23 protein-coding genes are annotated in these 24,658 nt (G+C 72.5%); 13 read left to right on the top strand and 10 right to left on the bottom strand.

Features of this window, described 5'->3' with window-relative positions; genetic code table 11:
* Positions 1-6 precede the first annotated feature (6 nt).
* Together ABTZ99_RS10460 and ABTZ99_RS10455 are read left to right on the top strand one after the other, a co-directional pair.
* Positions 7-174, top strand: coding sequence for a DUF3117 domain-containing protein (locus tag ABTZ99_RS10460; protein ID WP_012783412.1), 168 nt, complete (start codon positions 7-9; stop codon positions 172-174).
* A gap of 158 nt (positions 175-332) precedes the next feature.
* Positions 333-1,784, top strand: coding sequence for a leucyl aminopeptidase family protein (locus tag ABTZ99_RS10455; protein ID WP_498774356.1), 1,452 nt, complete (start codon positions 333-335; stop codon positions 1,782-1,784).
* A 343-nt stretch (positions 1,785-2,127) separates the two neighbouring features.
* Here the strand turns inward: ABTZ99_RS10455 and ABTZ99_RS10450 are convergent, their stop codons facing one another.
* The gene (locus ABTZ99_RS10450) at positions 2,128-2,994 is read right to left on the bottom strand and encodes a LysR family transcriptional regulator (RefSeq protein ID WP_499610264.1); all 867 of its coding nucleotides are present in this window, start codon (positions 2,992-2,994) and stop codon (positions 2,128-2,130) included.
* Positions 2,995-3,050: 56 nt separating this feature from the next.
* Here ABTZ99_RS10450 and ABTZ99_RS10445 point away from each other — a divergent pair, with 56 nt between their 5' ends.
* A complete protein-coding gene (locus ABTZ99_RS10445; RefSeq protein WP_499610209.1) occupies positions 3,051-4,343 on the top strand; it encodes an MFS transporter in 1,293 nt (430 codons plus the stop codon).
* Between the two features lie 1,292 nt (positions 4,344-5,635).
* Here ABTZ99_RS10445 and glgA read toward each other — a convergent pair.
* The gene (glgA, locus tag ABTZ99_RS10440; protein ID WP_498774360.1) at positions 5,636-6,799 is read right to left on the bottom strand and encodes a glycogen synthase; all 1,164 of its coding nucleotides are present in this window, start codon (positions 6,797-6,799) and stop codon (positions 5,636-5,638) included.
* Positions 6,800-6,903: 104 nt separating this feature from the next.
* On the opposite strand from glgA, the gene glgC reads away from it, so the two are divergent.
* A complete protein-coding gene (gene glgC / locus ABTZ99_RS10435; RefSeq protein ID WP_053716266.1) occupies positions 6,904-8,118 on the top strand; it encodes a glucose-1-phosphate adenylyltransferase in 1,215 nt (404 codons plus the stop codon).
* A 169-nt stretch (positions 8,119-8,287) separates the two neighbouring features.
* On the opposite strand, the gene ABTZ99_RS10430 is transcribed toward glgC, so the two are convergent.
* Positions 8,288-8,914, bottom strand: a complete 627-nt coding sequence (locus ABTZ99_RS10430) for an O-methyltransferase (RefSeq protein WP_498774362.1) — start codon at positions 8,912-8,914, stop codon at positions 8,288-8,290.
* Between the two features lie 217 nt (positions 8,915-9,131).
* Here ABTZ99_RS10430 and sigE point away from each other — a divergent pair, with 217 nt between their 5' ends.
* From sigE to tatB, 4 genes are all read left to right on the top strand, one after another.
* Positions 9,132-9,707 (top strand): RNA polymerase sigma factor SigE, encoded by a 576-nt coding sequence (gene sigE / locus ABTZ99_RS10425; protein ID WP_498774364.1) that lies wholly within the window; start codon positions 9,132-9,134, stop codon positions 9,705-9,707.
* The gene (locus ABTZ99_RS10420; RefSeq protein ID WP_498774366.1) at positions 9,704-10,327 is read left to right on the top strand and encodes an anti-sigma factor family protein; all 624 of its coding nucleotides are present in this window, start codon (positions 9,704-9,706) and stop codon (positions 10,325-10,327) included. Before sigE ends, ABTZ99_RS10420 begins: the two co-directional genes overlap by 4 nt.
* An 81-nt stretch (positions 10,328-10,408) precedes the next feature.
* On the top strand, positions 10,409-11,935 hold the full coding sequence (locus ABTZ99_RS10415) for a S1C family serine protease (RefSeq protein WP_498774368.1): 1,527 nt from the start codon (positions 10,409-10,411) through the stop codon (positions 11,933-11,935).
* 49 nt (positions 11,936-11,984) lie between these two features.
* On the top strand, positions 11,985-12,365 hold the full coding sequence (gene tatB, locus ABTZ99_RS10410) for a Sec-independent protein translocase protein TatB (RefSeq protein ID WP_498774370.1): 381 nt from the start codon (positions 11,985-11,987) through the stop codon (positions 12,363-12,365).
* 148 nt (positions 12,366-12,513) lie between these two features.
* Here the strand turns inward: tatB and ABTZ99_RS10405 are convergent, their stop codons facing one another.
* Together ABTZ99_RS10405 and ABTZ99_RS10400 are read right to left on the bottom strand one after the other, a co-directional pair.
* Positions 12,514-16,191, bottom strand: coding sequence for a CARDB domain-containing protein (locus ABTZ99_RS10405; RefSeq protein WP_499610204.1), 3,678 nt, complete (start codon positions 16,189-16,191; stop codon positions 12,514-12,516).
* A 228-nt stretch (positions 16,192-16,419) separates the two neighbouring features.
* Complete coding sequence (locus ABTZ99_RS10400; RefSeq protein ID WP_498774374.1) at positions 16,420-17,553, bottom strand: Mrp/NBP35 family ATP-binding protein; 1,134 nt, start codon at positions 17,551-17,553, stop codon at positions 16,420-16,422.
* Positions 17,554-17,685: 132 nt separating this feature from the next.
* Between ABTZ99_RS10400 and ABTZ99_RS10395 the strand changes: the two genes are divergently transcribed.
* A complete protein-coding gene (locus ABTZ99_RS10395; protein ID WP_499610201.1) occupies positions 17,686-18,147 on the top strand; it encodes a MarR family winged helix-turn-helix transcriptional regulator in 462 nt (153 codons plus the stop codon).
* A 3-nt stretch (positions 18,148-18,150) separates the two neighbouring features.
* On the opposite strand, the gene ABTZ99_RS10390 is transcribed toward ABTZ99_RS10395, so the two are convergent.
* The 4 genes from ABTZ99_RS10390 to ABTZ99_RS10375 all read right to left on the bottom strand — a co-directional run bounded on the left by ABTZ99_RS10390 (position 18,151) and on the right by ABTZ99_RS10375 (position 21,205).
* Complete coding sequence (locus ABTZ99_RS10390; protein WP_499610199.1) at positions 18,151-18,699, bottom strand: DUF1003 domain-containing protein; 549 nt, start codon at positions 18,697-18,699, stop codon at positions 18,151-18,153.
* Positions 18,692-19,945: a magnesium transporter MgtE N-terminal domain-containing protein gene (locus tag ABTZ99_RS10385; RefSeq protein WP_498774380.1), complete on the bottom strand. Its 1,254-nt coding sequence runs from the start codon at positions 19,943-19,945 to the stop codon at positions 18,692-18,694. The genes ABTZ99_RS10390 and ABTZ99_RS10385 overlap by 8 nt, the downstream gene beginning before the upstream one ends.
* A 70-nt stretch (positions 19,946-20,015) precedes the next feature.
* A complete protein-coding gene (locus tag ABTZ99_RS10380; protein WP_499610196.1) occupies positions 20,016-20,873 on the bottom strand; it encodes an aminoglycoside phosphotransferase family protein in 858 nt (285 codons plus the stop codon).
* Positions 20,870-21,205 (bottom strand): hypothetical protein, encoded by a 336-nt coding sequence (locus ABTZ99_RS10375; RefSeq protein WP_498774384.1) that lies wholly within the window; start codon positions 21,203-21,205, stop codon positions 20,870-20,872. The genes ABTZ99_RS10380 and ABTZ99_RS10375 overlap by 4 nt, the downstream gene beginning before the upstream one ends.
* A 114-nt stretch (positions 21,206-21,319) precedes the next feature.
* On the opposite strand from ABTZ99_RS10375, the gene ABTZ99_RS10370 reads away from it, so the two are divergent.
* The 4 genes from ABTZ99_RS10370 to ABTZ99_RS10355 all read left to right on the top strand — a co-directional run bounded on the left by ABTZ99_RS10370 (position 21,320) and on the right by ABTZ99_RS10355 (position 24,331).
* The gene (locus tag ABTZ99_RS10370; protein ID WP_499610194.1) at positions 21,320-22,279 is read left to right on the top strand and encodes an HpcH/HpaI aldolase/citrate lyase family protein; all 960 of its coding nucleotides are present in this window, start codon (positions 21,320-21,322) and stop codon (positions 22,277-22,279) included.
* 44 nt (positions 22,280-22,323) lie between these two features.
* Entirely contained in the window at positions 22,324-23,412 is a 1,089-nt protein-coding gene (locus ABTZ99_RS10365) for an AAA family ATPase (RefSeq protein WP_499610191.1), read from the top strand.
* A complete protein-coding gene (locus tag ABTZ99_RS10360; RefSeq protein ID WP_499610188.1) occupies positions 23,409-24,071 on the top strand; it encodes a DUF4276 family protein in 663 nt (220 codons plus the stop codon). Before ABTZ99_RS10365 ends, ABTZ99_RS10360 begins: the two co-directional genes overlap by 4 nt.
* Positions 24,072-24,169: 98 nt before the next feature.
* Complete coding sequence (locus tag ABTZ99_RS10355) at positions 24,170-24,331, top strand: hypothetical protein (protein WP_498774392.1); 162 nt, start codon at positions 24,170-24,172, stop codon at positions 24,329-24,331.
* A gap of 8 nt (positions 24,332-24,339) precedes the next feature.
* On the opposite strand, the gene ABTZ99_RS10350 is transcribed toward ABTZ99_RS10355, so the two are convergent.
* On the bottom strand, positions 24,340-24,636 hold the full coding sequence (locus tag ABTZ99_RS10350; protein WP_498774394.1) for a DUF4190 domain-containing protein: 297 nt from the start codon (positions 24,634-24,636) through the stop codon (positions 24,340-24,342).
* Positions 24,637-24,658 lie beyond the last annotated feature (22 nt).

Raw genomic sequence — 24,658 nt, 5'->3', positions numbered from 1 at the left:
CACGCGATGGCGGCCATGAAGCCCCGGACCGGCGACGGTCCCCTCGAGGTGACCAAGGAGGGGCGCGGCATCGTGATGCGCGTTCCGCTCGAGGGTGGTGGGCGCCTCGTCGTCGAGATGTCGGCGGACGAGGCCAACGCCCTGGGCGACGCCCTCAAGGCAGCCGCCGGCTGACCAGCCGGACAAGAGAAAGCGTCGACGCCCCGGTTTCCACTGTGGAACCGGGGCATCGCTACGTCGTGCCGCGCCGGTGACGTGCGCACTCGCCCGTAGGCGCTGATCTGCGGTTTCTCCAGTTCCACCCCCTGCCCGGCCCTATCGGAGGTCCCCCCGTGCGAGCACCCCTGCCCACCCCGCTGGTCACCGTCGAGGTGGCCGACACCCTCCGGCGAGGTGTGCCCGCGGTGCTCGTCGCGTTCCCCGGCGACCCGGTGCGGCTGGGGCCGGGCGCGGAGGACGTGGACGACCTCGGTGACGTGAGCGGCACGGCCGGCGCGACGTCCAGGCAGGGGCGGACCTGGGTCGTCGGCGTCGGCGACGGCGGGGCGGGTGACTGGCGCAAGGCGGGCGCGTCGCTGGTGCGGGCGCTGCACGCGGACGCCGAGAAGAAGGGCGGGACCACGTTCGACGTGCGGCTGCCCGCCGACGTGACGGCCGAGGCGGTGGCGGCGTTCACGCTGGGGGCGGCGGTCGGCGGCTACCGGTTCAAGGTGACCGCCGAGGAACCGCCGCCGCGGGTGAAGTCGTTGCGCCTGGTCACCGGGGGCGCCGGGCTGGCGGACGCGGTGCGGAAGGCGAACACGCTGGCCGCCGCGACGTCGTTGGGGCGCGACCTGGCGAACACGCCGTCAAATGTGAAGGATCCGTCGTGGCTGGCCGCCGCGGCGGTGAAGGCCGCGCGGGCCGTGCCGGGGCTGCGCGTCGACGTGCGGGACGAGAAGTGGCTGGCCGAGCAGCGGTTCGGCGGTGTGCTGGCGGTCGGCGGCGGCTCGGCCCGGCCGCCGCGGTTCATCGAGCTGACGTGGCCGGGCACCGGCGCCGGGCAGCCGCACCTGGTCCTGGTCGGCAAGGGCATCACGTTCGACACCGGCGGCATCTCGATCAAGCCGGCCGAGGGCATGCACCTCATGCGCACGGACATGTCCGGCGGTGCGGCGGTGGTGGCGGCCCTGGTGGGGATCGCCCGGCAGAGCCTGCCCGTCCGGGTGACGGGGCTGGTGCCGGCGGCGGAGAACCACGTGTCGGGCTCGGCGTACCGGCCGGGTGACGTGATCACCCACTACGGGGGCACGACGACCGAGGTGACGAACACGGATGCCGAGGGCAGGCTGGTCCTGGCCGACGCGCTGGCCTACGCGGTGCGGAACCTGCGGCCGGACGTGCTCGTGGACGTGGCGACCCTGACCGGTGCGATGAAGGTCAGCCTGGGGCTGCGCACCGGTGGCCTCTTCGCCACCGACGACGACTTGGCGGCACGCGTGGCCGAGGCCGGCGCCCGCGTCGGCGAGTCGTGGTGGCGGATGCCACTGCTGGAGGACTTGGTCGAGGACGTCCGCAGCGACATCGCCGACGTCCGCCAGTGCCCGCCGGGACCCGGCGGCATCACCGCGGCGCTGTTCCTCAAGGAGTTCACGGGCGACGTCCCGTGGGCCCACCTGGACATCGCCGGTCCCGCGCGCGCCGACAAGGTCTACGACGAGGTGGTGGCGGGCGCCACCGGCTTCGCCGCCCGGACCCTCATCGAACTGGCCGAGACCTACGCGCCGTCGAACACGATCGGGTGATCATGGCCCGAAAATGTACGGAAACACCGTTACCGTCCCTCGGTTGAATCGAGGAACCGCAACCACCCCCAACCACGGCCTCACACGGATGGCGGGCCGGCGCGGCGGACACGGGAAGGCGGGGTGCGAGCGGTGGGCGCGGACGGCGGGCGCGGACAGCGGGCGCAGATGCCCGGGCGAGCGCAGGCGCGGAAGCCAGACGGCACCCGAACCCGGAGCCCGGGGCCAGTGCGGGAGTCGGACCCGGGGCCAGTACGGCAGCCGGACCGGACGCGGGTGGTGTCCAAGCGGCGAGCCGTGGGCGCGGACACCTGGTCGGGCCGAGTCGGGTCGGGAAACGCGATCAGGTCGCCAGCGCGTGGTCGCGGAAGGCTTGGACGGCGGGCGGCAGGGGTGCGTCGGCCGGCCAGACCAGCGCGATCTCCCGCGCCGCACGCGGGCTGAGCGGGATCTCCGGCAGGCCCGACGGCGAGTCGGCGTGCGGCAGCAGGGCGACGCCCAGGCCCGCGGCGACCAGGCCCCGGACGGTCTCGGTCTCCTGGCCCTCGAAGGCCGGCGTGGGCACGAAGCCGGCCGCCGCGCACAGGTCGTCGGTGATCTGCCGCAGGCCGTAGCCCGGTTCGAGGCCGACGAACTCCTCGCCCGCCAGCTCGGCCACCCGCACCGACGGCCGACCGGCCAGGCGGTGGCCCGGTGGGACGACGAGGATCAGCTCCTCCTCGCGGACGACGGCGTGCGCGAACGCGGGGTCGGTCGGCGGCGGCGAGACGAGGGCTAGGTCGACGACGCCGTCGGCCAGGTGGGCGAGGATGTCCTGCCGCGAGTTCTGGACCAGGCGGAATCGCACGGACGGGTGACGTTCGCGGAAGCTGCTGACCAGGGCCGGGACCACCGACCTGCCCAGGAGGTGGAGGAAGCCCAGCGCCACCTGGCCACGTTCGGGTGACACCTCCTCCGCCGCGGCGCGGTGGCCCGCTTCCAGGACGGTCAGCGCGCGGTCGGCGGCTTCGCAGAGCAGGCGGCCTGCCCTGGTCAGGCGGACCCGTCGCCCCGATCGGATGACCACCGGCGCGCCCAGCGACGTGCCGAGCGCGGCCAGCCAGCGGCTCACGGTCGGCTGCGGCACGCCGGCCGCCTCGGCGGCGTGGGTCACGTGCTCGTCCGCGGCCAGCGCGCGGAGGACGGCCAGACGCTGGACCAATTCATCCATCACCGCATGGATTCTGGCAAACCGGCGCATTGGACGCATCGATTAGCGTCGAAGACGTGCCCAGCCGCCTCACCACCGCCGTCGCCGCCACCGGCCTGGCCACGTTCGCGCTGCTCTACGCGCCGCAATCGGTCCTGCCCGACATCGCCCGCGACTTCCACCTCACGCCGGCCGAAGCGTCCCTCGCCATCAGCGCCGCGACCGGCGCCCTGGCCCTCGCGATCATCCCGATGGCCGCCCTCGCCGACCGCGTCGGCCGACGCCGCGTCATCGTCTGGTCCGTCCTCACCGCCGCCGCCCTCGGCCTGCTCCTCCCGCTCGCCCCGACCTACGAAACCCTCCTCGCCGCCCGCGCCCTGCAAGGCGTCGCCACCGCGGGCGTCCCGGCCACCGCGATGGCCTTCCTCGCCCAGGAAGCACGCAAGGCGCACGTCGGCGCGGCCATCGGCGCCCTCGTCGCGGGCAACAGCGCGGGTGGCATGCTCGGCCGCCTCATCACCGGCTTCACCACCGACGGCACGTCGTGGCGCACCGCCCTGGCCCTCGCCGGCGCGTTCGGCGCGGCCTGCGCGATCACCGCCGCCCTCCTGCTGCCCCGCGGCCACCACGCCGAACGCCGCCCGAGCGCCCTCAAAGACGCCCTCACCGACCGCGTCCTGCTCTGCCAGTACGCGATCGCGATCCTCGCCGTGGCGGCGTTCATCTCCGTCTTCAACGTCATCGGCTTCCGCCTCACCACCGACCTGGGCCTGCCCACCGGCGTGGCCACCCTGGTCTACCTCGCCTACGCGGCGGGCGGCGGCACGTCCGCCGCCGCGGGCCGCCTGGCCGACCGCCACGGCCGCGCCCGCGTCGCCCTCGCCGGCCTGGCGCTGGCCGCCGCCGGGGCCGCGATCACCCTCCCCGACCACGTGGCCGCGATCGCGGTCGGCCTCACCCTGTTCACCGGCGGCTTCTTCGCCGCGCACGCGGTCGCGAGCGGCTGGGTCGGCGCCCACGCGCCCGAGCACGTCCGCGGCCAGGCCTCGGGCGTCTACCTGTTCGCGTTCTACGTCGGCAGCAGCACCGGCGGCACCGCGGGCAGCGCCGCCTACCAGGCCCGCGGCTGGCCGGGGTTGACCGCCCTGGTCGCGCTGTGGCTGGCGCTCGCGGCCGTCGCGGTCGTGACGGCGCACAAAGTCCAGGCCGGTCAGAAGTCCAGCGGCACCTCGACCCCGGTCCCACCGGTCACCGCCACCTCGCCCAACTGCGGCAACGACACCGTCCCCGGCGTGACCGAGAACGTCGCCGACCGCACGTCCTCCGGCACCTCGTACACGACCGCCACCGGCACCGTGTCGCCGCCGTAACGCGCGCCGACCTGCCGCGCCGCCTGCCCGCCCGGCACCGTCAAGGTCAGCAGCGGCGACGTCTGCCCCGCGCCGACCACGCTCGGCAGGCCGTGCCCGACCATCCGCAGCTCCACCAGCGCCATCCCGGCGCCGGCCGTCGCCAGCTCGTACTGCCCGCCCGCCGACACCGGCCGCTGCCGACCCACCTTCGCCCGCACGACCTCCACCGACCCGGCGGACGCGCCCACCGCCATGGGCGTCGACACCGAGATCGCCTCCGGCCCCGGCGCGCGCCGCAGCACCTTCGGCGCCTCGCCGACGACCACCCCGGTCGGCACCTCGACCCGCTGCTGCAGCGACTTGGCCCCCACGGTGTCGAGCACCAGCGACTCCTGCCCGCCCGCCACCGGCACGGTGTAGACGATCAGCGCCGACCCGTTGTCCGGCAGCCGGTCGGCCGGCAGGCGGTGCCGCCGACCCGGCACGTCCAGCGACAGCTCCGGCGGCTGCGGCAGCCACCCGCGCCACGGCGTCTGCCCGAACGCCGAGTCGACCTCGCTGTGCCGCGTCACCCGCACCCGCAGCACCCGCAGCGCCACCCCGTGCTCGGCCCGCAGGTCACCCTCCGCGGTCGGCCACACCGACGGTGACGCGTACCCCGTCACGTGCACTTCGAGCTGGTCGTCGCGCACCATCGCGGACGCCGCGTCGAGCACCTGCCCGTCGTCGGGCAGCACGGCCAGGAAGTCCGGCCCCGCCTGCCCGACGCCCTGGTCGGCGTCGGCCTCCCGCCCGTCGGTGCGCACCAACTTCCCCACCGGCGTGCTCCGGGCGCCCTGCGCGGGCACCTGCGGCGGCTGGACCTCGAGCCGGATCCCGGCCGCGCTGCGCTCGACCTGCTTCAACGGCACCGGCACCCAGTCGGTGGCCGCGGCCGTGCCGGGCACCTGCACGGGACCGCACCACAACCGCGTGTCGACCTCGAACGCCTCACCGGTGCGCGCGAACCAGCAGCTCACCGCGTCCAGACCGGTCCGGGCGACGTACCCGAACGACAGCGTGTAGCTCAGCTCCGCCTCGGCTCGCGCCTGCAGGGCGGGCGCGTCCAGCACCGCCTCTCCCTCGATCGTCAACCTGACCTGCTCCGCGCTGAACGCGGGCGTGGCGCACCCACCGGCCACCAGCGCGAGCAGGAGCACAAGCCACCGCATACCGCTCCCAGTAGTCGCCCCTACTGGTTAAAGGCGGTCGGCACCCCATACCGTTGCATCACGATCGAGTGGCGCACATCACACCGTGCGGTCAGGTGATCACCGGGAGCCGTTGAGCGCCGCCGAGTACACCGCCACGGTCTGCTCGGCCACCGTCGCCCACGAGAACTCCTCGATCGCCCGCGCCCGCCCGGCCTCGCCGAACGCCGCCGCCCGCGCCGGGTCCCCGAGCACCTCGTTCACCGCGTCGGCCAGCGCCACCCGGTACGCCTCGACGTCCTTCTCGTCGTAGTGCACCAGCAGCCCGGTCCTCCCGTGGTCCACGACCTCCGGGATGCCGCCCACGTCGGAGGCCACCACCGCCGTGCCGCACGCCATCGCCTCCAGGTTCACGATGCCCAGCGGCTCGTACACCGACGGGCACACGAACACCGTCGAGTGGCTCAGGATCTGCCGCACCTCGGCCGGCTGGAGCATCTGCTGGATCCAGAACACCCCCGGCCGCGACGCCGCCAGCTCCGCCACCGCCAGGCGCGTCTCCTCGGCGATCTCCGGCGTGTCCGGCGCGCCCGCGCACAGCACGACCTGCGCGTCCGGCGAGATCCGGTGCGCGGCGGCGACCAGGTGCCCGACGCCCTTCTGCCGGGTGATCCGCCCGACGAACGTCACGATGGGCCGCGCGGGGTCGATGCCGTGCCGGAGCAGGGCGTCGGTCTCGGGCACGGGGTGGTAGGCCGACGTGTCGATCCCGTTGCGCACCACGTGCACGCGGGCCGGGTCCAGCGCCGGGTAGCAGTCCAGCACGTCGGCGCGCATGCCCTCGCTGACCGCGATCACCGCGTCCGCCGCCTCGTACGCGGTCCGCTCCACCCAGGAGGACACCCGGTAGCCGCCGCCGAGCTGCTCGGCCTTCCACGGCCGGCGCGGCTCCAGCGAGTGCGCGGTCACCACGTGCGGGATGCCGTGCAGCAGTTTCGCCAGGTGACCGGCCATGTTGGCGTACCAGGTGTGCGAGTGCGCCAGCTGCACGTCGCCCAGCGCGGCGGCCATCTCCAGGTCGACCGACAAGGTGGCCAGCGCGGCGTTCGCCTGCTCCAGGCCGTGCGCCGGGTTGTGCGCCCTGGCGTCCGCGCGCGGCCCGCCGAAGGCGTGCACGTCCACGTCCACCAGCTCGCGCAACCTCGGCACGAGGAAGCCGACGTGCACCCCAGCGCCGCCGTAGACCTCCGGCGGGTACTCCCGTGTGAGCAGTCCAATTCGCACGACGCTCACCGTAACCCGGTTGCCGGGGTCAGCCGGGTGAACGAGCGGAGTTTGCGTTACTTCGCCGTTGGTGGGGCGGTGCTCACCCGGTTAGGGTCGTTGTCGTGAAAGGGCAACCGCACGTTCTAGGAATTGTCCTCGCCGGTGGCGAAGGCAAACGGTTGTGGCCGTTGACCGCCGACCGGGCAAAGCCGGCGGTGCCCTTCGGCGGTAACTACCGGCTGGTGGACTTCGTCCTGTCCAACCTGGTGAACGCGGGTTTCGTCAAGCTCTGCGTGCTCACCCAGTACAAATCCCATTCCCTGGACCGGCACATCTCCACGACGTGGCGACTGTCCAATGTGCTCGGCCAGTACGTCACGCCGGTCCCGGCGCAGCAGCGGCTCGGGCCGCGCTGGTACACCGGCAGCGCCGACGCCATCTTCCAGTCGCTGAACCTCGTCAACGACGAGAAACCCGAGCACGTGATCATCTTCGGCGCCGACCACGTCTACCGGATGGACCCCGGCCAGATGGTGGAGCAGCACGTGGAGACCGGCGCGGGCGTCACGGTGGCGGGCATCCGGGTGCCGCGGGCGGAGGCCAAGGCGTTCGGCTGCATCGACTCCGACGCGACCGGGCTGATCACCCGTTTCCTGGAGAAGCCGGCCGAGCCGCCGCACGTGCCGGACGACCCGGAGGTCACCTTCGCGTCGATGGGCAACTACGTGTTCACCACCGAGGCGCTGATCGACGCGTTGCGGGCGGACGCGTCGAACCCCGACTCCGACCACGACATGGGCGGCGACATCATCCCGATGCTCGTCGACCAGGGGCAGGCGCACGTCTACGACTTCGCCGACAACAAGGTGCCGGGCGAGACCGACCGCGACCGGGGCTACTGGCGCGACGTGGGGACCATCGACGCCTACTACGAGGCGCACATGGACCTGGTGTCGGTGCGGCCGGTGTTCAACCTCTACAACCAGGCGTGGCCGATCCGGACGGCGACCCCGCCGCTGCCGCCCGCGAAGTTCATCGCGGGAGGCAGCGCGGAGGACTCGATGGTGGGGCCGGGTTCGATCATCTCCGGCACCATCCACGGGTCGGTGATCAGCTCGGACGTGGTCGTGGAGTCCGGGTCGGTGGTGCAGGGGAGCGTGCTGCTGCCCGGCGTGCGGATCGGGCGCGGCGCGGTCGTGCGGCGGGCGATCCTCGACAAGAACGTCGTCGTGCCCGACGGTGCGCTGATCGGCGTGGACCCGGCGACGGACCGGCAGCGCTACACCGTGTCGTCCGGCGGGGTGACGGTGCTCGGGAAGGGCGTCACGGCGCACTGACCCGGTCGGGGACCGTCCTCGCGACGGTCCCCGCTTTCACCCACACGGGTGACCCCGGCCGGGTGAGGTTGCGGAGTTGTCCACAGCCCGGTTCCGCGCGCTCCACATCGTCGTACCCCGGTGGCAAGATCAAAGCAGGGGTCCCCTCGGCGAGGACCCCTGCGAAGCCTCAGCCGACCTTCGCGGCGACCAGCAGGCCGTCGCCCAGCGGCAGGATCACCGGCACCAGGCGGTCGTCCTCGCGGACCGAGCGCGCCACCTCCCGCATCGCGACCGTGTCCGGGTCGCGGTGCGACGGGTCGACCACCCGGCCGTGCCACAGCACGTTGTCGAACGCGATCACGCCACCCGGCCGCAGCAGCCGCACGCCCTCCGCCAGGTACTTCGGGTACTCCGACTTCGCCGCGTCCACGAACACCAGGTCGTACGCGCCGTCGGTGAGCCTGGGCAGCACGTCCAGCGCCCGACCCATGATCAACCGGGTCCGCGACACCGCGATGCCCGCCTCCGCGAACGCCACCCGCGCCGCGCGCTGGTGCTCCGGCTCCACGTCGATCGACGTCAGCACCCCCGCCGCGGGCATGCCGCCGAGCAGGTACAACGCGCCGACACCGGCCCCGGTGCCGATCTCCACCACGGCCTTGGCCTGCAACGCCGCCGCGAGGAACCGCAACGCCGCCCCGCCGCCGGACCCGATCGGCACGCACCCCAACTCGGCGCCACGAGCCCTGGCGGCCGTGATGACGGCGTCCTCGGGCAGGTAGCGCTCCACGTACTCGCGCGTCGGCGCATCCACAGCACGAAGGCTAACGCCGCCGGCGGCGGTTCGGGTGAATCTCGCCGACAACCCGGATTCTCAGCCTGCTCTCAGCCGCCTCTCACGATGGTTATAAGGGAGAAGGTCAGACTGGCTCCAACGCATGACGAGCAGGACCAACGGGAACACGTCAGGGGAGCCGAGCGTTGACCCGTGCAGCAGGGCAGCCAGCCCAGTGGAGGTGCTTAACCGCCCGATGCCAAAGCAGCCGACCGCCGCACTGACCGCGCCCATCGAGGACGCGGACTGGATCGCGCCCTCGTGGGACCAAGTTGTGCGCGAGCACGCCGACCGGGTGTACCGGCTGGCCTACCGCCTGTCCGGCAACCAGCACGACGCCGAGGACCTCACCCAGGAGACCTTCATCCGGGTGTTCCGCTCGCTCGCGTCGTACAAGCCCGGCACGTTCGAGGGCTGGCTGCACCGCATCACCACGAACCTCTTCCTCGACATGGCCCGCCGCCGCTCGCGCGTGCGCATGGAGGCCCTGCCCGAGGAGACCGACCGCATCCCCGGCGACGACCCGACGCCGGAGGAGATCTACGACGACACGCACCTCGACCCGGAGCTGCAGGCCGCGCTGGACGAGCTGCCGCCCGAGTTCCGCGCCGCCGTCGTCCTGTGTGACGTGGAAGGGCTCTCCTACGAGGAGATCGGCGCCACCCTCGGCGTCAAACTCGGTACCGTGAGAAGCAGGATCCACCGGGGCCGCCAGGCCCTGCGGGTCGCACTGGAACGCCGTCGGGGTCTGGCCCAGGAGGACTCTGCATGACCGACCTGCGAGGTTGGCAACTGCCCGAGCAGCACCTGCTGCCCGACGCGGTCGTCGCCTTCGTCGACGGCGAGCTGTCCGCCTCGGCGCACAACAGGGCGTCCGCGCACCTGCAGCGCTGCCCGTTCTGCGCGGCCGAGGCGTACTCGCAGCAGCAGGCCCGCTCCGCGGTGCGCGCCGCCGACGCGCCGTGCGCGCCCGCGAGCCTGCTGGCCAGGCTGGGCGCGATCCCGCAGGAAGTGGAGCTGCCCAGCGCGCCGGACGGCCTCGCGGTCAGCGAGGACGGCCAGCTCGTCACGGTCCAGCGGCCCGACCGGGTCGCGTTCGGCAGCGGTCCCGTGCTGGGGTCCGGCCGCCCTTTCGGAACCGGCGGCGGTAGCCGCTTCGGAGCCGGTCTGTTCGGGGGACGACGCGCCCGCCAAGGCGCCGGCGTCGTCGTCTCCGGTCTCATGCTCGGCGCGCTCGCCCTGGTCGCACCGGGCAGCGAGGACAACGCGCCGCCGCCCGCCCAGGGCAACTCGCCGCAGCCCTCGCCCGTGGTCGCGCCGTCGTTGACCGACGACCGCGAGCCCGTCGGCGTGCTGCGCCCGGCCGCGGACACCGGCCTGCCGGGCCGCTGACCGGCCCGCTGACGGCAACTTCACCGGTCACCCGGCACGATTGCCCCGCGACAACCATGGTGTGACGACGTGCGGGGAGCGATGAGCGAGCCAGAGCAGGGCAACGGGACCCCCAGGTCGGGCGTGGACGACGGGGCGCACCGCAGGCTCGCACCCCGTCCGCTGAACCGCCCGGCCGTCGACCCCGGTCAACAGGCCGTGTTCGGTCGACCGCGGGGCGTGGCGGGCGCGTTCTCCGCCGACCGCCCGAGCCCGAACGGCAACTCGTCCGTGCGACTCGCGCCGCCGCCACCGGAAGCGCTGAGCACGGCGTTCGGCCGGCCCCGCGGCGAGGACGACACGCTGCTGCAACGCCCGCCGGTCGACCTGAACGGCGAGCCCGAGGTGGAGCCCGTCTTCTGGGAGGGCAAGCCGGCGGGCGACTCGTGGCGCGACCCGGGCGCGTCGGCCGTCATCGGCCCGCCCGCCGTCACGGAGCAGCCCGACACCGAACCCAAGCCGGAGCCGCCGGCCGGGCCGCAGCTCAGCGTGCCCGAACTGCTGTTCGGGCGGCGCGTCAAGCCGATGGCCCTGGTGCTGCTGATGGTGGCGGCGCTGGTGATCGGCGCGGGCGGCGGCGTGGTCGGCTGGCTGCTGGGCCGGGTCGGCAACCCGCTCACCGACGGCGGCGTCACGCTCGCCGAGGTCAAGCCGGGCAAGGAGCGCCCGGTCGGGTCGGTCGCCGAGATCGCCCAGCGCGTCACGCCCAGCGTCGTGTCGATCGAGTTCAAGGGCGCGAACGTGGCCGGCGTCGGCTCCGGCGTGGTCATCGACGGCGAGGGCTACGTGCTGACCAACGACCACGTGGTCGCCCCGGCGGTGCAGGACACGTCGGCGAAGCTGACCGTGGTCTTCACCGACGGCAAGCGGGCCGTGGCGCAGGTCGTCGGCCGCGACTCCAAGACCGACCTCGCGGTGATCAAGGTCGAGGTGGACAACCCGACCGTGCTGCAGTTCGGCGACTCCGACGAGCTGGCGGTCGGCGACACCGTGCTCGCGATCGGCTCGCCGCTGTCGCTGTCGAACACCGTGACCGAGGGCATCGTCAGCGCCCTGCACCGGCCCGTGACGGCGGCGGGCGAGAACGGCGGGCCGCAGGTCACCTACGACGCGATCCAGACCGACGCGGCCATCAACCCCGGCAACTCCGGTGGCGCGCTGGTCGACTCGTCCGGCGCGCTGGTCGGCATCAACTCGTCGATCCGCACCGAGACCGGCGGCTCGGTCGGCCTCGGGTTCGCGATCTCCGGCAACTACGCGCGCAAGGTGTCGCAGGCGTTGATCCGCGACGGCGAGGTCAAGCACGCGGACATGAACATCAACGTGCGGTCGGCGTCGGCGGAGACCGCGGAGGGCGCGCAGGTGCAGAACGTGCCCGAGGGCGGCGCGGCCGACGCGGCGGGCATCGAGGAGGGCGACGTGATCACGCGCGTCGGCGACCGGATGGTGCGCAACGCCGCGGAGCTGACCGTTGCGGTAAGGGACCATGAAATCGGCGAGACGGTGCCGGTCGTGCTGGCCAGGCAGGGTCGCGAGCTGACCGTGCAGGTGACTTTGCGGTCCGACTGACGGCTACGCTGGCGGTCAGGGCTTGGGGCGCGGAAGGTGGGGCACGAGGGTGTTCGACAGCATCGGGTGGCTTGAGATCCTCGTCATCGTCGTGGCGGGCCTGTTCATCCTGGGCCCGGAACGACTGCCCGACGCGGCCGCGTGGGTCGGCAAGACGGTCCGCCGGGTGCGCGACTACGCGACCGGCGCGCGGGAGCAGTTGAAGCAGGAGATGGGACCGGAGTTCGAGCAGCTGCGCAAGCCGCTCGAGGACCTCCGGGAACTGCGCAACTTCGACCCCAAGCGCGCGATCACCAAGCACTTGTGGGAGGACGAGCCGAGCGAGAAGCCGAACGGCCACCCCACCGTGCCGCCGGTGCGCGACACGACGAGCCGGGACCGTCCCCTGGAGCGCGGCGAGCGTCCCCCGTACGACCCGGACGCCACCTGACACGCACCCGGGCCGCCGCTGACCGCGGTGTGCCGAACGGGCTGTCCGCACTGTCACGGCCCGGAATTGTCGTACCCGGCCGGCAGAATCAAAGCAGGGGTCCCCTTGGCGGGGACCCCTGCGATGCGTTCGAGGGGGAGCGGGTCGGTCAGGCGACGCCCCGGCCGCGGTGGGTGGTGGTGGTCGGGGTGCCGGTGATGGTGAACTGCGAGCCCGGTTCGACGACGACCGCGCCGGCGGCGGAGTTGGTGATCCGCACGTTGGTCAGGGTCGCGCTGCCGCGGGCGCCGCCCATGGCCAGGATGCCCGCCCCGTTGTTCGAGCGGTCGATGAGGACGTTGCCGATCACCACGCCCGGCACGTTGCCGCCGCCCGTCTTGAACTGGATGCCGTCGTAGGTCGAGTCGTGGATCTCGGTGTCGCGGATCGTCACGCCGGTGATGTCGCGGCTCTGCGCGAACAACGTGATCGCGCCGAACTCCTGCGCCTCGCCCCAGAACGCGCCACCCGTCCGGAACAGGGCGTTGTTGGCGATCAACGTCTGCCCGGAGAACGGCAACGGGTCGTGGTCGGTCGCCAGCATGACCCCGGGGTAGTTCATGGTGTCGTGGATCAGGTTGTTCTCGACCCTGTTGCCGTAGCCGCCGTAGATCGCGACGCCGTTGGCCCGCCACGGCAGCTGGATCGTGTTGTTCACGAACGCGTTGTCGTGCGCGACGTCGACCGCCTGGTCCTTGACGTACCGGTTGGCCCACACCGCCAACGAGTCGTCGCCGGTCGTCCGGAACGACGAGTTGAACACCCGCGAGTTGCGCGTGCCGTTGGTGAAGTTGATGCCGTCGGCGTAGGTGTCGCGGATCCTCATGCCGCTGAACTCGACCCCGTCGGCGGGACCCCACAGCTCCGGGATGTTGTCGTAGTCACGACCGACCCACACGCCGACGTTGGCGTGCTCGATCCACACGTTCGTGATCTTCGTCCCGGCGCCGAACCGCCCGTTGAGGCCCACGCCGCCCTCGGCACCGCCCGCGCCGCCGCGGATCCGGCCCGAGCCGAAGATCGCGATGTCCGAGATCTTCGTGTTGGCGTCGATGTCGAACCCGAAGTTGCCCTCGTGCGGGTGGTTGATGCCGCCCTGGGCCAGGTGCGGCTCGGTGAGCGTGTACAGCTGTGAGTGCCACATGCCCGCACCGCGGATGGTGACGTCGCGGATGCCCACCTGGTTGTGCTGCCCCCGGTCGAGCGGGTCGTCGGTCAGGATCTTCCTCTCCTGCCGCCACTGCCCGGCCGGGATCCACACGCAGCCGATCACGCCGTTCTGGTCGTCGGTCACGGCGCGCTGGATGGCGTCCGTGTCGTCGCCGCCGTCACCCGGCACGGCGCCGTAAGCGGTGATGGACGTGCAGCCGGCGGGCTGATCGGTCGGCGGCGCCACCTGCTCCAGGTCGATCAGGTCGATGACGTAGAACGCCGCCGCGTCACCCGCGTCGCGTTGCAGCTTGAACCGGGTGCCGGCCGGGTAGGTCCGCGCCAGCAGGGCGTTCGCCTCGTCGAACAGCCGCCGCGCGTCGGCCTGCGGCGTGTTGGTCAACCCTTCGGGGTCGTCGGTGTTGCCGTAGAGCCAGCTGTGCTTGGACGACAACGTCAACTTCCGCACGAACACGTCGTCGGCGTACAGGCTGATGGTCGCCTCGATGCCGCCGCCTCCGGGCGCGTCCGGGATCGAGTTGCGCACCACGATCGAGTTCGACGCGATCGTCGACGTGAACTCCACGAACTGGCCGGTGCCGTCCAGCCGCACGGACTTGCGGCCCGACGACTCGGTGGCGAAGTTGGTGTGCCCGAACCGCCGCAGCGGGTCGGCTTCCAGCAGGGTGCCCTGGTACCGGGCGGCTTCCGCCTCGTGCTCGACGTACGGCACCGCCGCGCCGCGACCGACCACGATCGGCTGCGACGTCGCGTTGTTGGTCTCGTTCGTCTCGGCGACGACGCCGGTCGCGTCGGCGGTGGCGGTGATCGTCGCGCCGCCCGCGGTGGCCGTCCACGTGCCGCCGACCGGCACGGTCACCGTCGCGCCCGCCGCGATGGCCGGGCTCTGCCCGGTGAGCGTGACGCCGCCGACCGCGACCCGCGTGACGGTGCCCGCGCCGACCACCGCCGTGCCGCGGTTGTGCACCGACACGGTGAACGACACCGGCGCGCCGACGGCCGGGTTCGGCGGGGTGGGCGTGATGCCGACGACGGTCAGGTCCGGGCCGGGCGCCTGCGCCACCACCAGCGGTGCCAGCGCGGTGTGCGCGTTGTTGCCGTTGTCCTGCTCGACGACGGCGTCGGTCGGGTCGACCACCGCCCTCACCGGGTAGCTGCCCGTCGCCCGCCTGCCCGCGTTCACCGACACCGCGGCCGACGCGCCCGCGGCCAGCCCGGCGACCGGCGCGCTGCCGACGACCGTGCCGCCGAGGCTGAAGTCGACCGAGGTCGCGCCGGCGGCGGCCGTGCCCGTGTTGCGGACCGTGGCCGTGAGGGTGACGGCGTCGAGCTCCGACGGACTGGCCGGCGTCCACGACACCGCCGCGACGGTCAGGTCCGGGTTCGGCGCCGGCGTGCCGACGACCTGGAACTCGGCCACCTGCCCGCCGGGCGCGCCGGTGTTGCCGAAGAACTCCAGCCGCACGTCCGCGACCCGGCCGGCGACCGCGACCGTCACCGAGTTCTGGTTGCCGGCCGGGCTGAACGCGTGCTCGGCGCGGGGGGCCAGCGACGTGAAGCCGGTCGCGCCCTGCTCGCGGCCCAGCACCTGGAAGCTCTGCGTGCGCGGCCCCCACACCGGGTCGGGGTTGAGCTTGACCACGACCGCGCTCACGTCGGCGTTCGCGCCGAGCTTCACGGTCAGGGTGGCCGACTGGCCGCCCGCCTCCCAGTACGTGGCGACGTTGCCGTCGTTGGCGTTGGTGGCGACGAACCCGAACGTCGACGACGACGCCTCGATCAGCTTGCCGGCCGCGAGGTTCGTGCCGCCGCCCTGGCCGACGCGCGTCACCGCGTTGCTGTCGCCGGACACGTTGCCCGCCGCGTCACGCGCCCGCACGGTGTAGGTCACGGTGGCGGTGGCCGGTTGGCTGTCGGTGTAGGTCAACGTCGTGCCCGGCACGGTGGCGCGCGCCGCGCCGTTGGCGAAGACGGTGTACCCGGTCACGCCGGTGTCGTCGGTGGACGCGGTCCAGCTCAGCCGGACCTGCCCGGCGGCGGGCTCGGTCAGCGACAGCCCGCCCGGCGCGGTCGGGGCCTGCCCGTCGCCGGTGGCGGCGCCGTAGACCTCGAACTCCGAGACCTGGGCGGCGGGCCAGCCGGTGTTGCCGGTGACGTGCAGCCGCACGTGCCGGGCGGCCCTGGCGGCGAAGTCGATGGTGGCCGTGTTGCCGCTCGCCGGGGTGAACACCCGTGCGGCGGACGGCGAGAGGTCGGTGAACGTGGCGCCGTCCGTGCTGCCCTGGACGGCGAGCGTCTGCGTGCGCTCGCCCCAGCCGGTCGGCAGCTTCAGCACGACCCGGCTCACGCCGGCGGTCGCGCCGAGGTCGACCTGGAGCCACTGCGGGAACGCGTGGTTCGCGCTCTCCCAGTAGGAGGCCTGGTTGCCGTCGGTGGCGTTGGCCGCGGGGTAGCCGGCCTGCGAGCCGCTCGCCGACGTGCTCTTGCCCGCGGCCAGGTCGACCGCGATGGCGGTGACGTCGCCGGGCGCTCCCGAGGCGGGGGAGAGGCCGAGCGCGGTCAAGCCGACCGCGAGGATGCCGCCGATCAGTCGCCGGCTGCGCTGCTTCCGTGTCATCGGTGTCCTCTTCGTTGGGGACGACGGTGCGCTGACGGCAGACTGCGGCGGAGCGCCTGCCGCTAAGTTGCGAGTCGATATGGAGATTTTGAGCTGGGACTGTCAATTTCTTGCGGGGTTGAGTACAAAGGTTTCAGACGGGCGGCGGTTCGTCAACGGCCGACCGGACGCGGGCAGCACGAAACAGGGGCCCCCGGATCGGGAGCCCCTGTCGTGGGGTTCAGGCCGTCAGCGGCCGGCGGGCGAGACGTTCAGCAGGCGGCCGGCGAGCCCGCGCGACCGCGTCGACAACTTGCCGGCCACGGTCGTCAGCACCTGTCCGGCGGCCGACTCCGGGTGCGCCAGCACGATCGGCGTGCCCGCGTCGCCCTGCTCGCGCAGCCGCGGGTCGAGCGGGACCTGGCCCAGCAGCGGCACGTCCGCGCCGACCGCCTGGGTCAGCGAGTCGGCCACGACCTGCCCGCCGCCCTCGCCGAACACGTCCATCCGGGTGCCGTCCGGCAGCTCCAGCCACGACATGTTCTCGATCACGCCGGCGATCCGCTGCCGCGTCTGCAACGCGATCGACCCGGCCCGCTCCGCCACCTCGGCCGCCGCCTGCTGCGGCGTCGTCACGACCAGGATCTCGGCGTTCGGCACGAGCTGCGCCACCGAGATGGCGATGTCGCCGGTGCCCGGGGGCAGGTCGAGCAGCAGCACGTCCAGGTCGCCCCAGAACACGTCGGCCAGGAACTGCTGCAACGCGCGGTGCAGCATCGGGCCGCGCCACACGACCGGCGTGTTGCCCGGCGTGAACATGCCGATCGAGATCAGCTTCACGCCGTGCGACTGCGGCGGCATGATCATCTTCTCGACCTGCGTGGGCCGCGCGTCCGTGCCCAGCATGCGGGGGATGGAGTGGCCGTAGATGTCGGCGTCCACCACGCCGACGGACAGCCCGCGCGCGGCCATCGCGACGGCCAGGTTCACCGTCACCGACGACTTGCCGACGCCGCCCTTGCCCGACGCGACGCAGTAGACCCGCGTCAGCGAACCGGGCTGGGCGAACGGGATCACCGGCTCCTCGACGCCGCCGCGCAGCGTCTTGCGCAGCTCGGTGCGCTGCGCGTCGCTCATCACGTCCAGCTCGACGCGGACGCCGGTCACGCCGTCGAGCGCGGACACGGCGCCGGTCACGTCGGCGGTGATCTTGTCGCGCAGCGGGCAGCCGGACACGGTGAGGAAGACCGCCACGTCCACGACCCCGTCGTCGCCGACCACGACGCCCTTGACCATGCCGAGGTCGGTGATCGGACGCCGGATCTCCGGGTCCTGGACACCGGCCAACGCCTTCTGCACGTCGTCAACGGTAGGAAGAGTCACGGGAACGCCTTCGCGAGAGGTGGTGGGACCGCCATGCTACGGCGGGCCGTGCACCTCCAAGCTACCGGTTGGTCACCTCGGATCCGGGGGCAGCGCGCACCCGGTTGCGTGCTTTCCGTAACATTGGTATCCGTGCCGGAAACCGGATCTGCCCGGTTGCCCACCCGTAGCGAGCTGGGGGTGTGGCGATCCTTCCTCCGGGCGCACGCGAGGCTCACACGGATCCTGGAAGCCGAACTGATCGCCGAGCAACGCCTGTCGCTCGCGGCCTACGACGTCCTGGTCCAGCTCGCCGAGGCGCCGCAGTACCGATTGCGGATGACCGAGCTGGCCGAGGCCGTGCTGCTGTCCCGCTCCGGCGTCACCAGACTCGTCGACCGCCTGGAACGCGCGGGCCTGGTGCTGCGGGAACGCGCCGACGGCGACGGGCGCGGCGTGGTGGCCGTGCTCACCTCGCAGGGCCTCGAACGGCTGCGGGTGGCGTCCGGCACCCACCTCACGGGCGTGGTGCGCCACTTCACGGAGACGTTCGACCACGCCGAGCTGGAGGCGTTCGGCCGCACGTGCGACCGGCTGGGCGCCGACGAGCCCTGAGCGTCACGAGGACGGCACGTCGTCCTTGACGTCCGCGGCAGGGCTGTCCCTGCCGGCGCCGTCCTTGCCGGGGTTGTCCTTGCCGGGCCGCTTGCGCTCGCGGAACACGCGTTCCAGCTCGCTGCGCAGGTAGTCGCGGGTCACCACCTCGCCCACGGCGAGCCGCAGCGCGGCCAGCTCGCGGGCCAGGTACTCGGTGTCGGCCTTGGTCTGCGCGGCGCGCGCCCGGTCCTCCTCCAACGACACCCGGTCGCGGTCGTCCTGCCGGTTCTGCGCCAGCAGGATCAGCGGCGCGGCGTACGCGGCCTGCGTGGAGAACGCCAGGTTGAGCAGGATGAACGGGTACGGGTCCCAGCGCAGCGTCACCGCGAACAGGTTCAGCGTGATCCACACGATCACCAGCAGCGTCTGCCAGAACAGGAACTTGCCGGTGCCGAGGAACCGGGCGAGCCGCTCGGAGAACCGGCCGAACGCCTCCGGGTCGAGCGACAGCCGGAACCGGCCCTCCGTGCGCGGCTGGTCGAGCCGTCGACGCGGCAGCAGCTCAGGCATGGGACAGCCCCGTTTCGCGCCAGTTGGCCGGCAGCAGGTGGTCGAGCACGTCGTCCACGGTGACCGCGCCGAGCAGGTGGTCGCTCTCGTCCACCACCGGCCCGCACACCAGGTTGTAGGCGGCGAAGTAGCGGGTCACGTCGCTGAGCGACGCCGTCGGCGACAACGTCGCCAGGTCCGTGTCCAGCACGCCCGCGACCAGGTCGGACGGCGGCTCCCGCAGCAGCCGCTGGATGTGCACGCAGCCCAGGTAGCGGCCGGTCGGCGTGGCCGTCGGCGCCCGGCACACGAACACCATGCTGGCCAGCGCGGGCGTCAGGTCCGGGTTGCGCACGTGCGCCAGCGCCTCGGCCACGGTCGCGTCCGGCGCGAGCACCACCGGCTCCGGCGTCATCAGGCCGCCCGCGGTGTCGAAGCTGTACTCCAGCAGCCGCCGCACCGGCTCGGACTCCTCCGGCTCCATCAGCTCCAGCAGCCGGTCCTTCTCGCCCTCGGGCAGCTCCGAGAGCAGGTCGGCCGCGTCGTCGGGGTCCATCGCCTCCAGGATGTCCGCCGCGCGCTCCTCGTCGAGGTAGGCCAGCAGGTCCTTCTGGTCCTCCTCGGCCATCTCCTCGATCACGTCGGCGAGCCGTTCGTCGTCCAGCGCCTCGGCCACCTCGTAGCGCCGCTTGAACGGCAGGCTGTGCAGGGCCAGCGCCACGTCCGCCGCCCGCATCGTCTCGAAGATCGCGACCAGGTGCTGCGCGCCCTGCGGCTGGCCCGCGAGCTCCGTCACCGACAGCCCGGTCAGGTCCTCCCAGTGCAGCACCTGCACCGGCCCGCGGCGGGCCAGCCGGCCGGTGCGCTCCCGGACCGCGACCCGCGTCATCCGCCAGTCCCGGGTGCGGCTGGGCTCCATCGCGGCGTCGACCAGCACCGCCGGCGCGCCGGAGGCGAGCGTGACGCGCGCGTCGAGCAGCTCGCCGACGACCAGCACCTCGTTGGCGCGCTGGTGGAACTGGCGCAGGTTGACCGACCCGGTGGCGAGCGTCACGGCGTTCGGCTCGATCGAGGTGACCCGCAGCATCGGCACGAAGATGCGCCGCCGGGTCGCCAGCTCCAGCACCAAACCGAGCACGCGGGGTGGCTGGCGGTCCACCCGCAGGCCGATGACCAGGTCGCGGACCTTGCCGATCGACTCGCCGTCCGGGCCGAAGACGGGCAACCCGGCGAGCTGAGCGGCGAAGACCCGGTTCACGGCAGGCACGTGATCAGGCTAGTCCGCCGGGTGCCCCGCCGCTGCGTTCCACTGTGGACGCCGGGGACCAGGTTCCCGGTCAGGGCCGCAACGCGTGCGTGATCGCCTCGACCGTGACGGCCATCTCGTCCAGCTCCTCCTCCAGGCACCACAGCCAGGTGTCGACGGCGCGGCAGAACGTCCAGGCGCGGGCGCGTTCGGCGTCCAGCTCGCCGATGTCGCACAGCGCGGCGAACCGGTCGCGCAGGCCGCGTTCGCCGTCGAGCTCGCCGAACCTGTTCCACAGCAACGGGATCACGCCGATCTCGCGGTCGCCGGCCAGCGGTTTCGGGTCGATCATCAGCCACGGCTCGCGGTCGCCGCGCAGCACGTTCTCGTAGTGCAGGTCCTGGTTGACCAGCGTGTTCCCGGCGTGCTCGACGAGGTGGCGGCCCAGTTCGCGCGCCTGCTCGACGACGGCGGACGGCAGCGGGCCGCCCAGGTCGGCGTTGCGCGTGCGCGGGTCGGCGAAGTCGTGGCGGTGGAACTGAGGGCCGGCCGGGACGCGCAGCCGGCGGAGCAGGCCGCCGGTGACGGCCAGCGCCTCCTCGATCGGCGCGTCGAGCAGCGACGCGGTGTGGTCGAGGCGTTCCAGCAGCAGCGCGCCGTGCCGGTCGTCGTGGTCGAGCAGCGCCACCACGCCCTGGCCGTCCCACGCCTCGAGGGCGGTCGGCTCGTGCCGCGTCTCGTCGTCCAGCCAGGTGAGCTTGAGCACGGCCGGGTGGCCGTCGGCGCGGCGCACCGGGAGGACGACGGCGATGTTGCCGTAGAGCAGCGCGCCGTCCGGGGCGAGGCGCCAGCGGGCGCAGAACTTCGTGGCCAGCGAGGGGAGCGAGGCCCGCCACTCCAACACCTCCTCGCCCAGGATGGCGCCGAAGTCCTCGGGGACGGTGATCACGCGAACTCCAGGCGGTAGACCGACTCCCACGCCGGCCGGCCGTTGAGCCGGGCCGCTCGCAGCGCCGCCAGCGCCTCGTCGTCGGGGTCGGCGAGGCGGGCGGTCGCCGTGGCGTCGACCAGGTGGGAGTGGGTGGTGGGCGAGCGGACGGTGACCGTGCACCGGACGCCGTCGGCCAGGCCCGGCACCTGCTGCTCCGTGCCGCCGACGGCGACGAGGAGGCCGCCGTCGCGCCACAGCGCCCACACCAGTCGCGGCTCGCGGCCGTCCGGTCGGATCCACACCGCCGCGGCCTTGCGCAGCGCGTTGTCCAGCACCTGCTCGATCTCCACCGGTTCAGCCTGCCACGGGCCTGTGAGTCGTGACTCACGAAATAGCGGGCGCTACGCGTGCGTGCCACCCTTCGCACAACAGGAGTTACCGGCCGGTACGAGGAGGTACCCACAGTGGTCGACCAGCAGCGTCCCCGTCGCTCGTGTCTGGCCGTGCCCGGCTCGAGCCAGAAGATGATCGACAAGGCTCGCACGCTGCCCGCGGACCAGGTGTTCCTCGACCTGGAGGACGCGTGCGCGCCGCTGGCCAAGCCGGACGCGCGCAAGACCATCGTGGCCTCGTTGAACGAGGGCGGCTGGGGTTCCCGCGCGCGGGTCGTCCGGGTGAACGACTGGACCACCGAGTGGACCTACCGCGACGTCACCGAGGTCGTCGAGGGCGCGGGCGCGAACCTGGACTGCATCATGCTGCCGAAGGTGCAGACCGCGGAGCAGGTGCACGCGCTCGACCTGCTGCTCACCCAGATCGAGAAGACCATGGGCTACGAGGTCGGGCGGATCGGCATCGAGGCTCAGATCGAGAACGCGCTGGGCCTGATCAACGTCAACGCGATCGCCACCGCGTCGCCGCGGGTGGAGACGATCATCTTCGGCCCGGCCGACTTCATGGCGTCGATCAACATGAAGTCGCTGGTCGTCGGCGAGCAACCGCCCGGCTACGACGTCGGCGACGCCTACCACTACATCCTGATGCAGATCCTGATGGCCGCCCGTGCGCACGACAAGCAGGCCATCGACGGGCCGTACCTGCAGATCCGGGACGTCGAGAGCTTCAAGCGCGTGGCCGGCCGCTCGGCGGCGCTCGGGTTCGACGGCAAGTGGGTCCTGCACCCGGGCCAGATCGACGCGGCGAACGAGGTGTACAGCCCGAAGCAGGAGGACTACGACCACGCCGAGAACATCCTCGACGCCTACGACTACTTCACCTCCGAGCAGGGCGGCAAGCGCGGTGCGGTGATGCTCGGCGACGAGATGATCGACGAGGCCTCGCGCAAGATGGCGCTGGTCATCTCGTCCAAGGGCCGTGCCGCGGGCATGGCGCGCACGAACGTGTGGTCGCCGCCGGAGGACTGACCTTCTCCCGGCTCCCGGTCGGCGCGTGGCCGTAGAGTGATCGCGTGGCCGACCGGGAGCTGAAGTCGATCGAGGTGGAGGGGTACGCCTCGATCCGCTCCGCGACGGTGTCCCTTGGCCGGCTCAACGTCCTGATCGGCGCGAACGGCGCGGGCAAGAGCAACTTCATCCGCGTGTTCGAGCTGTTGGGCCGCTTGGTCGAGGAAGACCTCGGCTACTTCGTCGGCCTGAACGGCGGTGCGTCCTCCCTCCTCACTTCTGGTGTGGCTCGACTCCGCCTCGCACTCCACGGAGTCGCCGGCCGGTACGAAGTCGAGTTGGTCCCGGCCGCCGACGACCTGCTGATCTTCGGGCGGGAGTCCCTGGCCCCCCGGACGGCGAAGGGCACGGCCCTTGAGTTCCCGCGCGGAGGCCGCGAGGCGAGGTTGCCCAGGCATAACAGGCGCCTGCGACCCGTCGGACTCATGGTCGATCTGCTGCGCGGCTGCCGGGTCTACCACTTCCACGACACGAGCCGGAATGCCCCGGTCAAGCAGTTGGTGCCCACCGCGGACAACCTGGCGCTGCACAACGACGCAGGTAACCTCGCAGCCGTCCTGCTGGCGCTGTCGGACAGCGACGACCGGGCCGACCAGGCCGCCTATCGACGCATCGTCGGGGTGATCCGCCAAGTCGCGCCGTTCTTCCGGGACTTCGTACTGCGTCCGGAGAAGAGCGATCGGCTGCGGTTGAGGTGGCGTCAAACGGACTCTGACGCCGTGTTCTCGGCCAACCAGATGTCGGACGGCACGCTGCGGTTCATCTGTCTGGCGACGCTGCTCCTTCACCCGCGGTTGCCGTCGCTGGTGGTGTTGGACGAGCCGGAACTGGGACTGCACCCCTACGCCGTGGTCCAGCTGGCCGGGCTGCTGCGGCAGGCGTCCACGCGCAGCCAGGTGCTCATCGCCACCCAGTCCGTCACTCTGATGAACCAGTTCGAGCTGGACGACCTGATCGTGGTCGAGCGGGTCGACGGAGCCTCGGAGTTCGTCCGGCCGGATCGCGAGCGGCTCGGCGCGTGGCTCGAGGAGTACTCGCTGGGCGAGCTGTGGGAGAAGAACCTGATCGGGGGCAGGCCGGGCGGGCAGACGTGACCGGTGGCTTCCGTCGGGTCCACCTGTTGGCCGAGGGGCAGACCGAGGAGGTCGTGGTCGACACCGTCATCCGACCGCACCTCGAAGGGCTTGGCTGGGTCACCAGCCTGTCGCTGGTGAAGACCAAGCGGCCGGCGGCCGGGCCGTCGCACAAGGGTGGCATCACCGGGTGGGCGCAGATCCAGCGGGACGTCAGGCTCCTGCTGGACGACACGAGTCTCGACGTGCTCACGACGCTGTTCGACTACTACGCGTTCCCGGCCGACTGCCCGGGCATGGTCGACCGGCCGTCCGGCGACGTCTACGAACGGGCCGGGCACGTCGAGCGCTGCCTCGCCGACGCGATCGGCGACCGGCGGTTCCGGCCGAACCTGGTCGTCCACGAGTTGGAAGCCTGGGTGTTCGCCGCCGCCGACGAGTTGGGCCAGTTCCTCGGCCCGGAACTCGCCGAACGGCTCCGAGCCGACGTCAGTGCCGCAGGTGGGCCCGAGCTGGTCAACGACGGACCTGCCACCGCGCCGTCGAAGCGGCTGCTCGGCTACTGCCCGACCTACGTCAAAACGCTCGACGGTCCGCTCGCGATCCAAGCCTTGGGGCTCGCACGCCTGCGGGCGGTGTGCCCGCGCCTCGACGCCTGGCTCGGCACGTTCGAAGAGTGACGAAACGTGCACCCACCGCTGGTCACGGTGGTGAGCATGACCACAAGAAGCGCCCTCAATTGGCGATCACGGGGTGCCGCCTGTGCATGGTGGTGGGCGTGTCCAGACATCGCACCCCGCGCAGACCGCTGTTCCGGCGCCGCCGTGACGACCTGCTCGAGCGCAGCTTCCGGCCCTGCCCCGCGTGCTCGCACGACGTCCACGTGTTCGCCGAGGTGTGCCGGCACTGCGGCGGCGAGCTGGAGCTGCGAGCCTCCTGACCGCGGCGTCAGCGCGGCGGCGGCAGGTTGCCGACCTCCCGGTACAGCCACACCACCAGCACGACCCACAGCACGACCGCCAGCACCCACAGCACGGTGAGCACCACGCCGATGACGAGCCCGGCGGTCGCCATGCCCCAGCCCTGCTCACCGGTCCGCCGGATCTGCTTGCGCGCCACGATGCCCAGCACGATGCCCGCCGGTGAGAACAGGAACGCCGTGATCAGCGCCGCGATCGCCATCCCGTTGGTCTGCGTGGGCGGCGGCGGGTAGTAGCCCGGCTGCGGCTGGTACGGCTGCGACATGCGATCCCCCTGCGATTCGTGC

The organism is Actinosynnema sp. NPDC002837, from assembly GCF_040295345.1.
In the GTDB taxonomy this organism is placed as follows: Bacteria; Actinomycetota; Actinomycetes; order Mycobacteriales; family Pseudonocardiaceae; genus Actinosynnema.
This window is presented reverse-complemented; position numbering and strand designations above follow the sequence as displayed.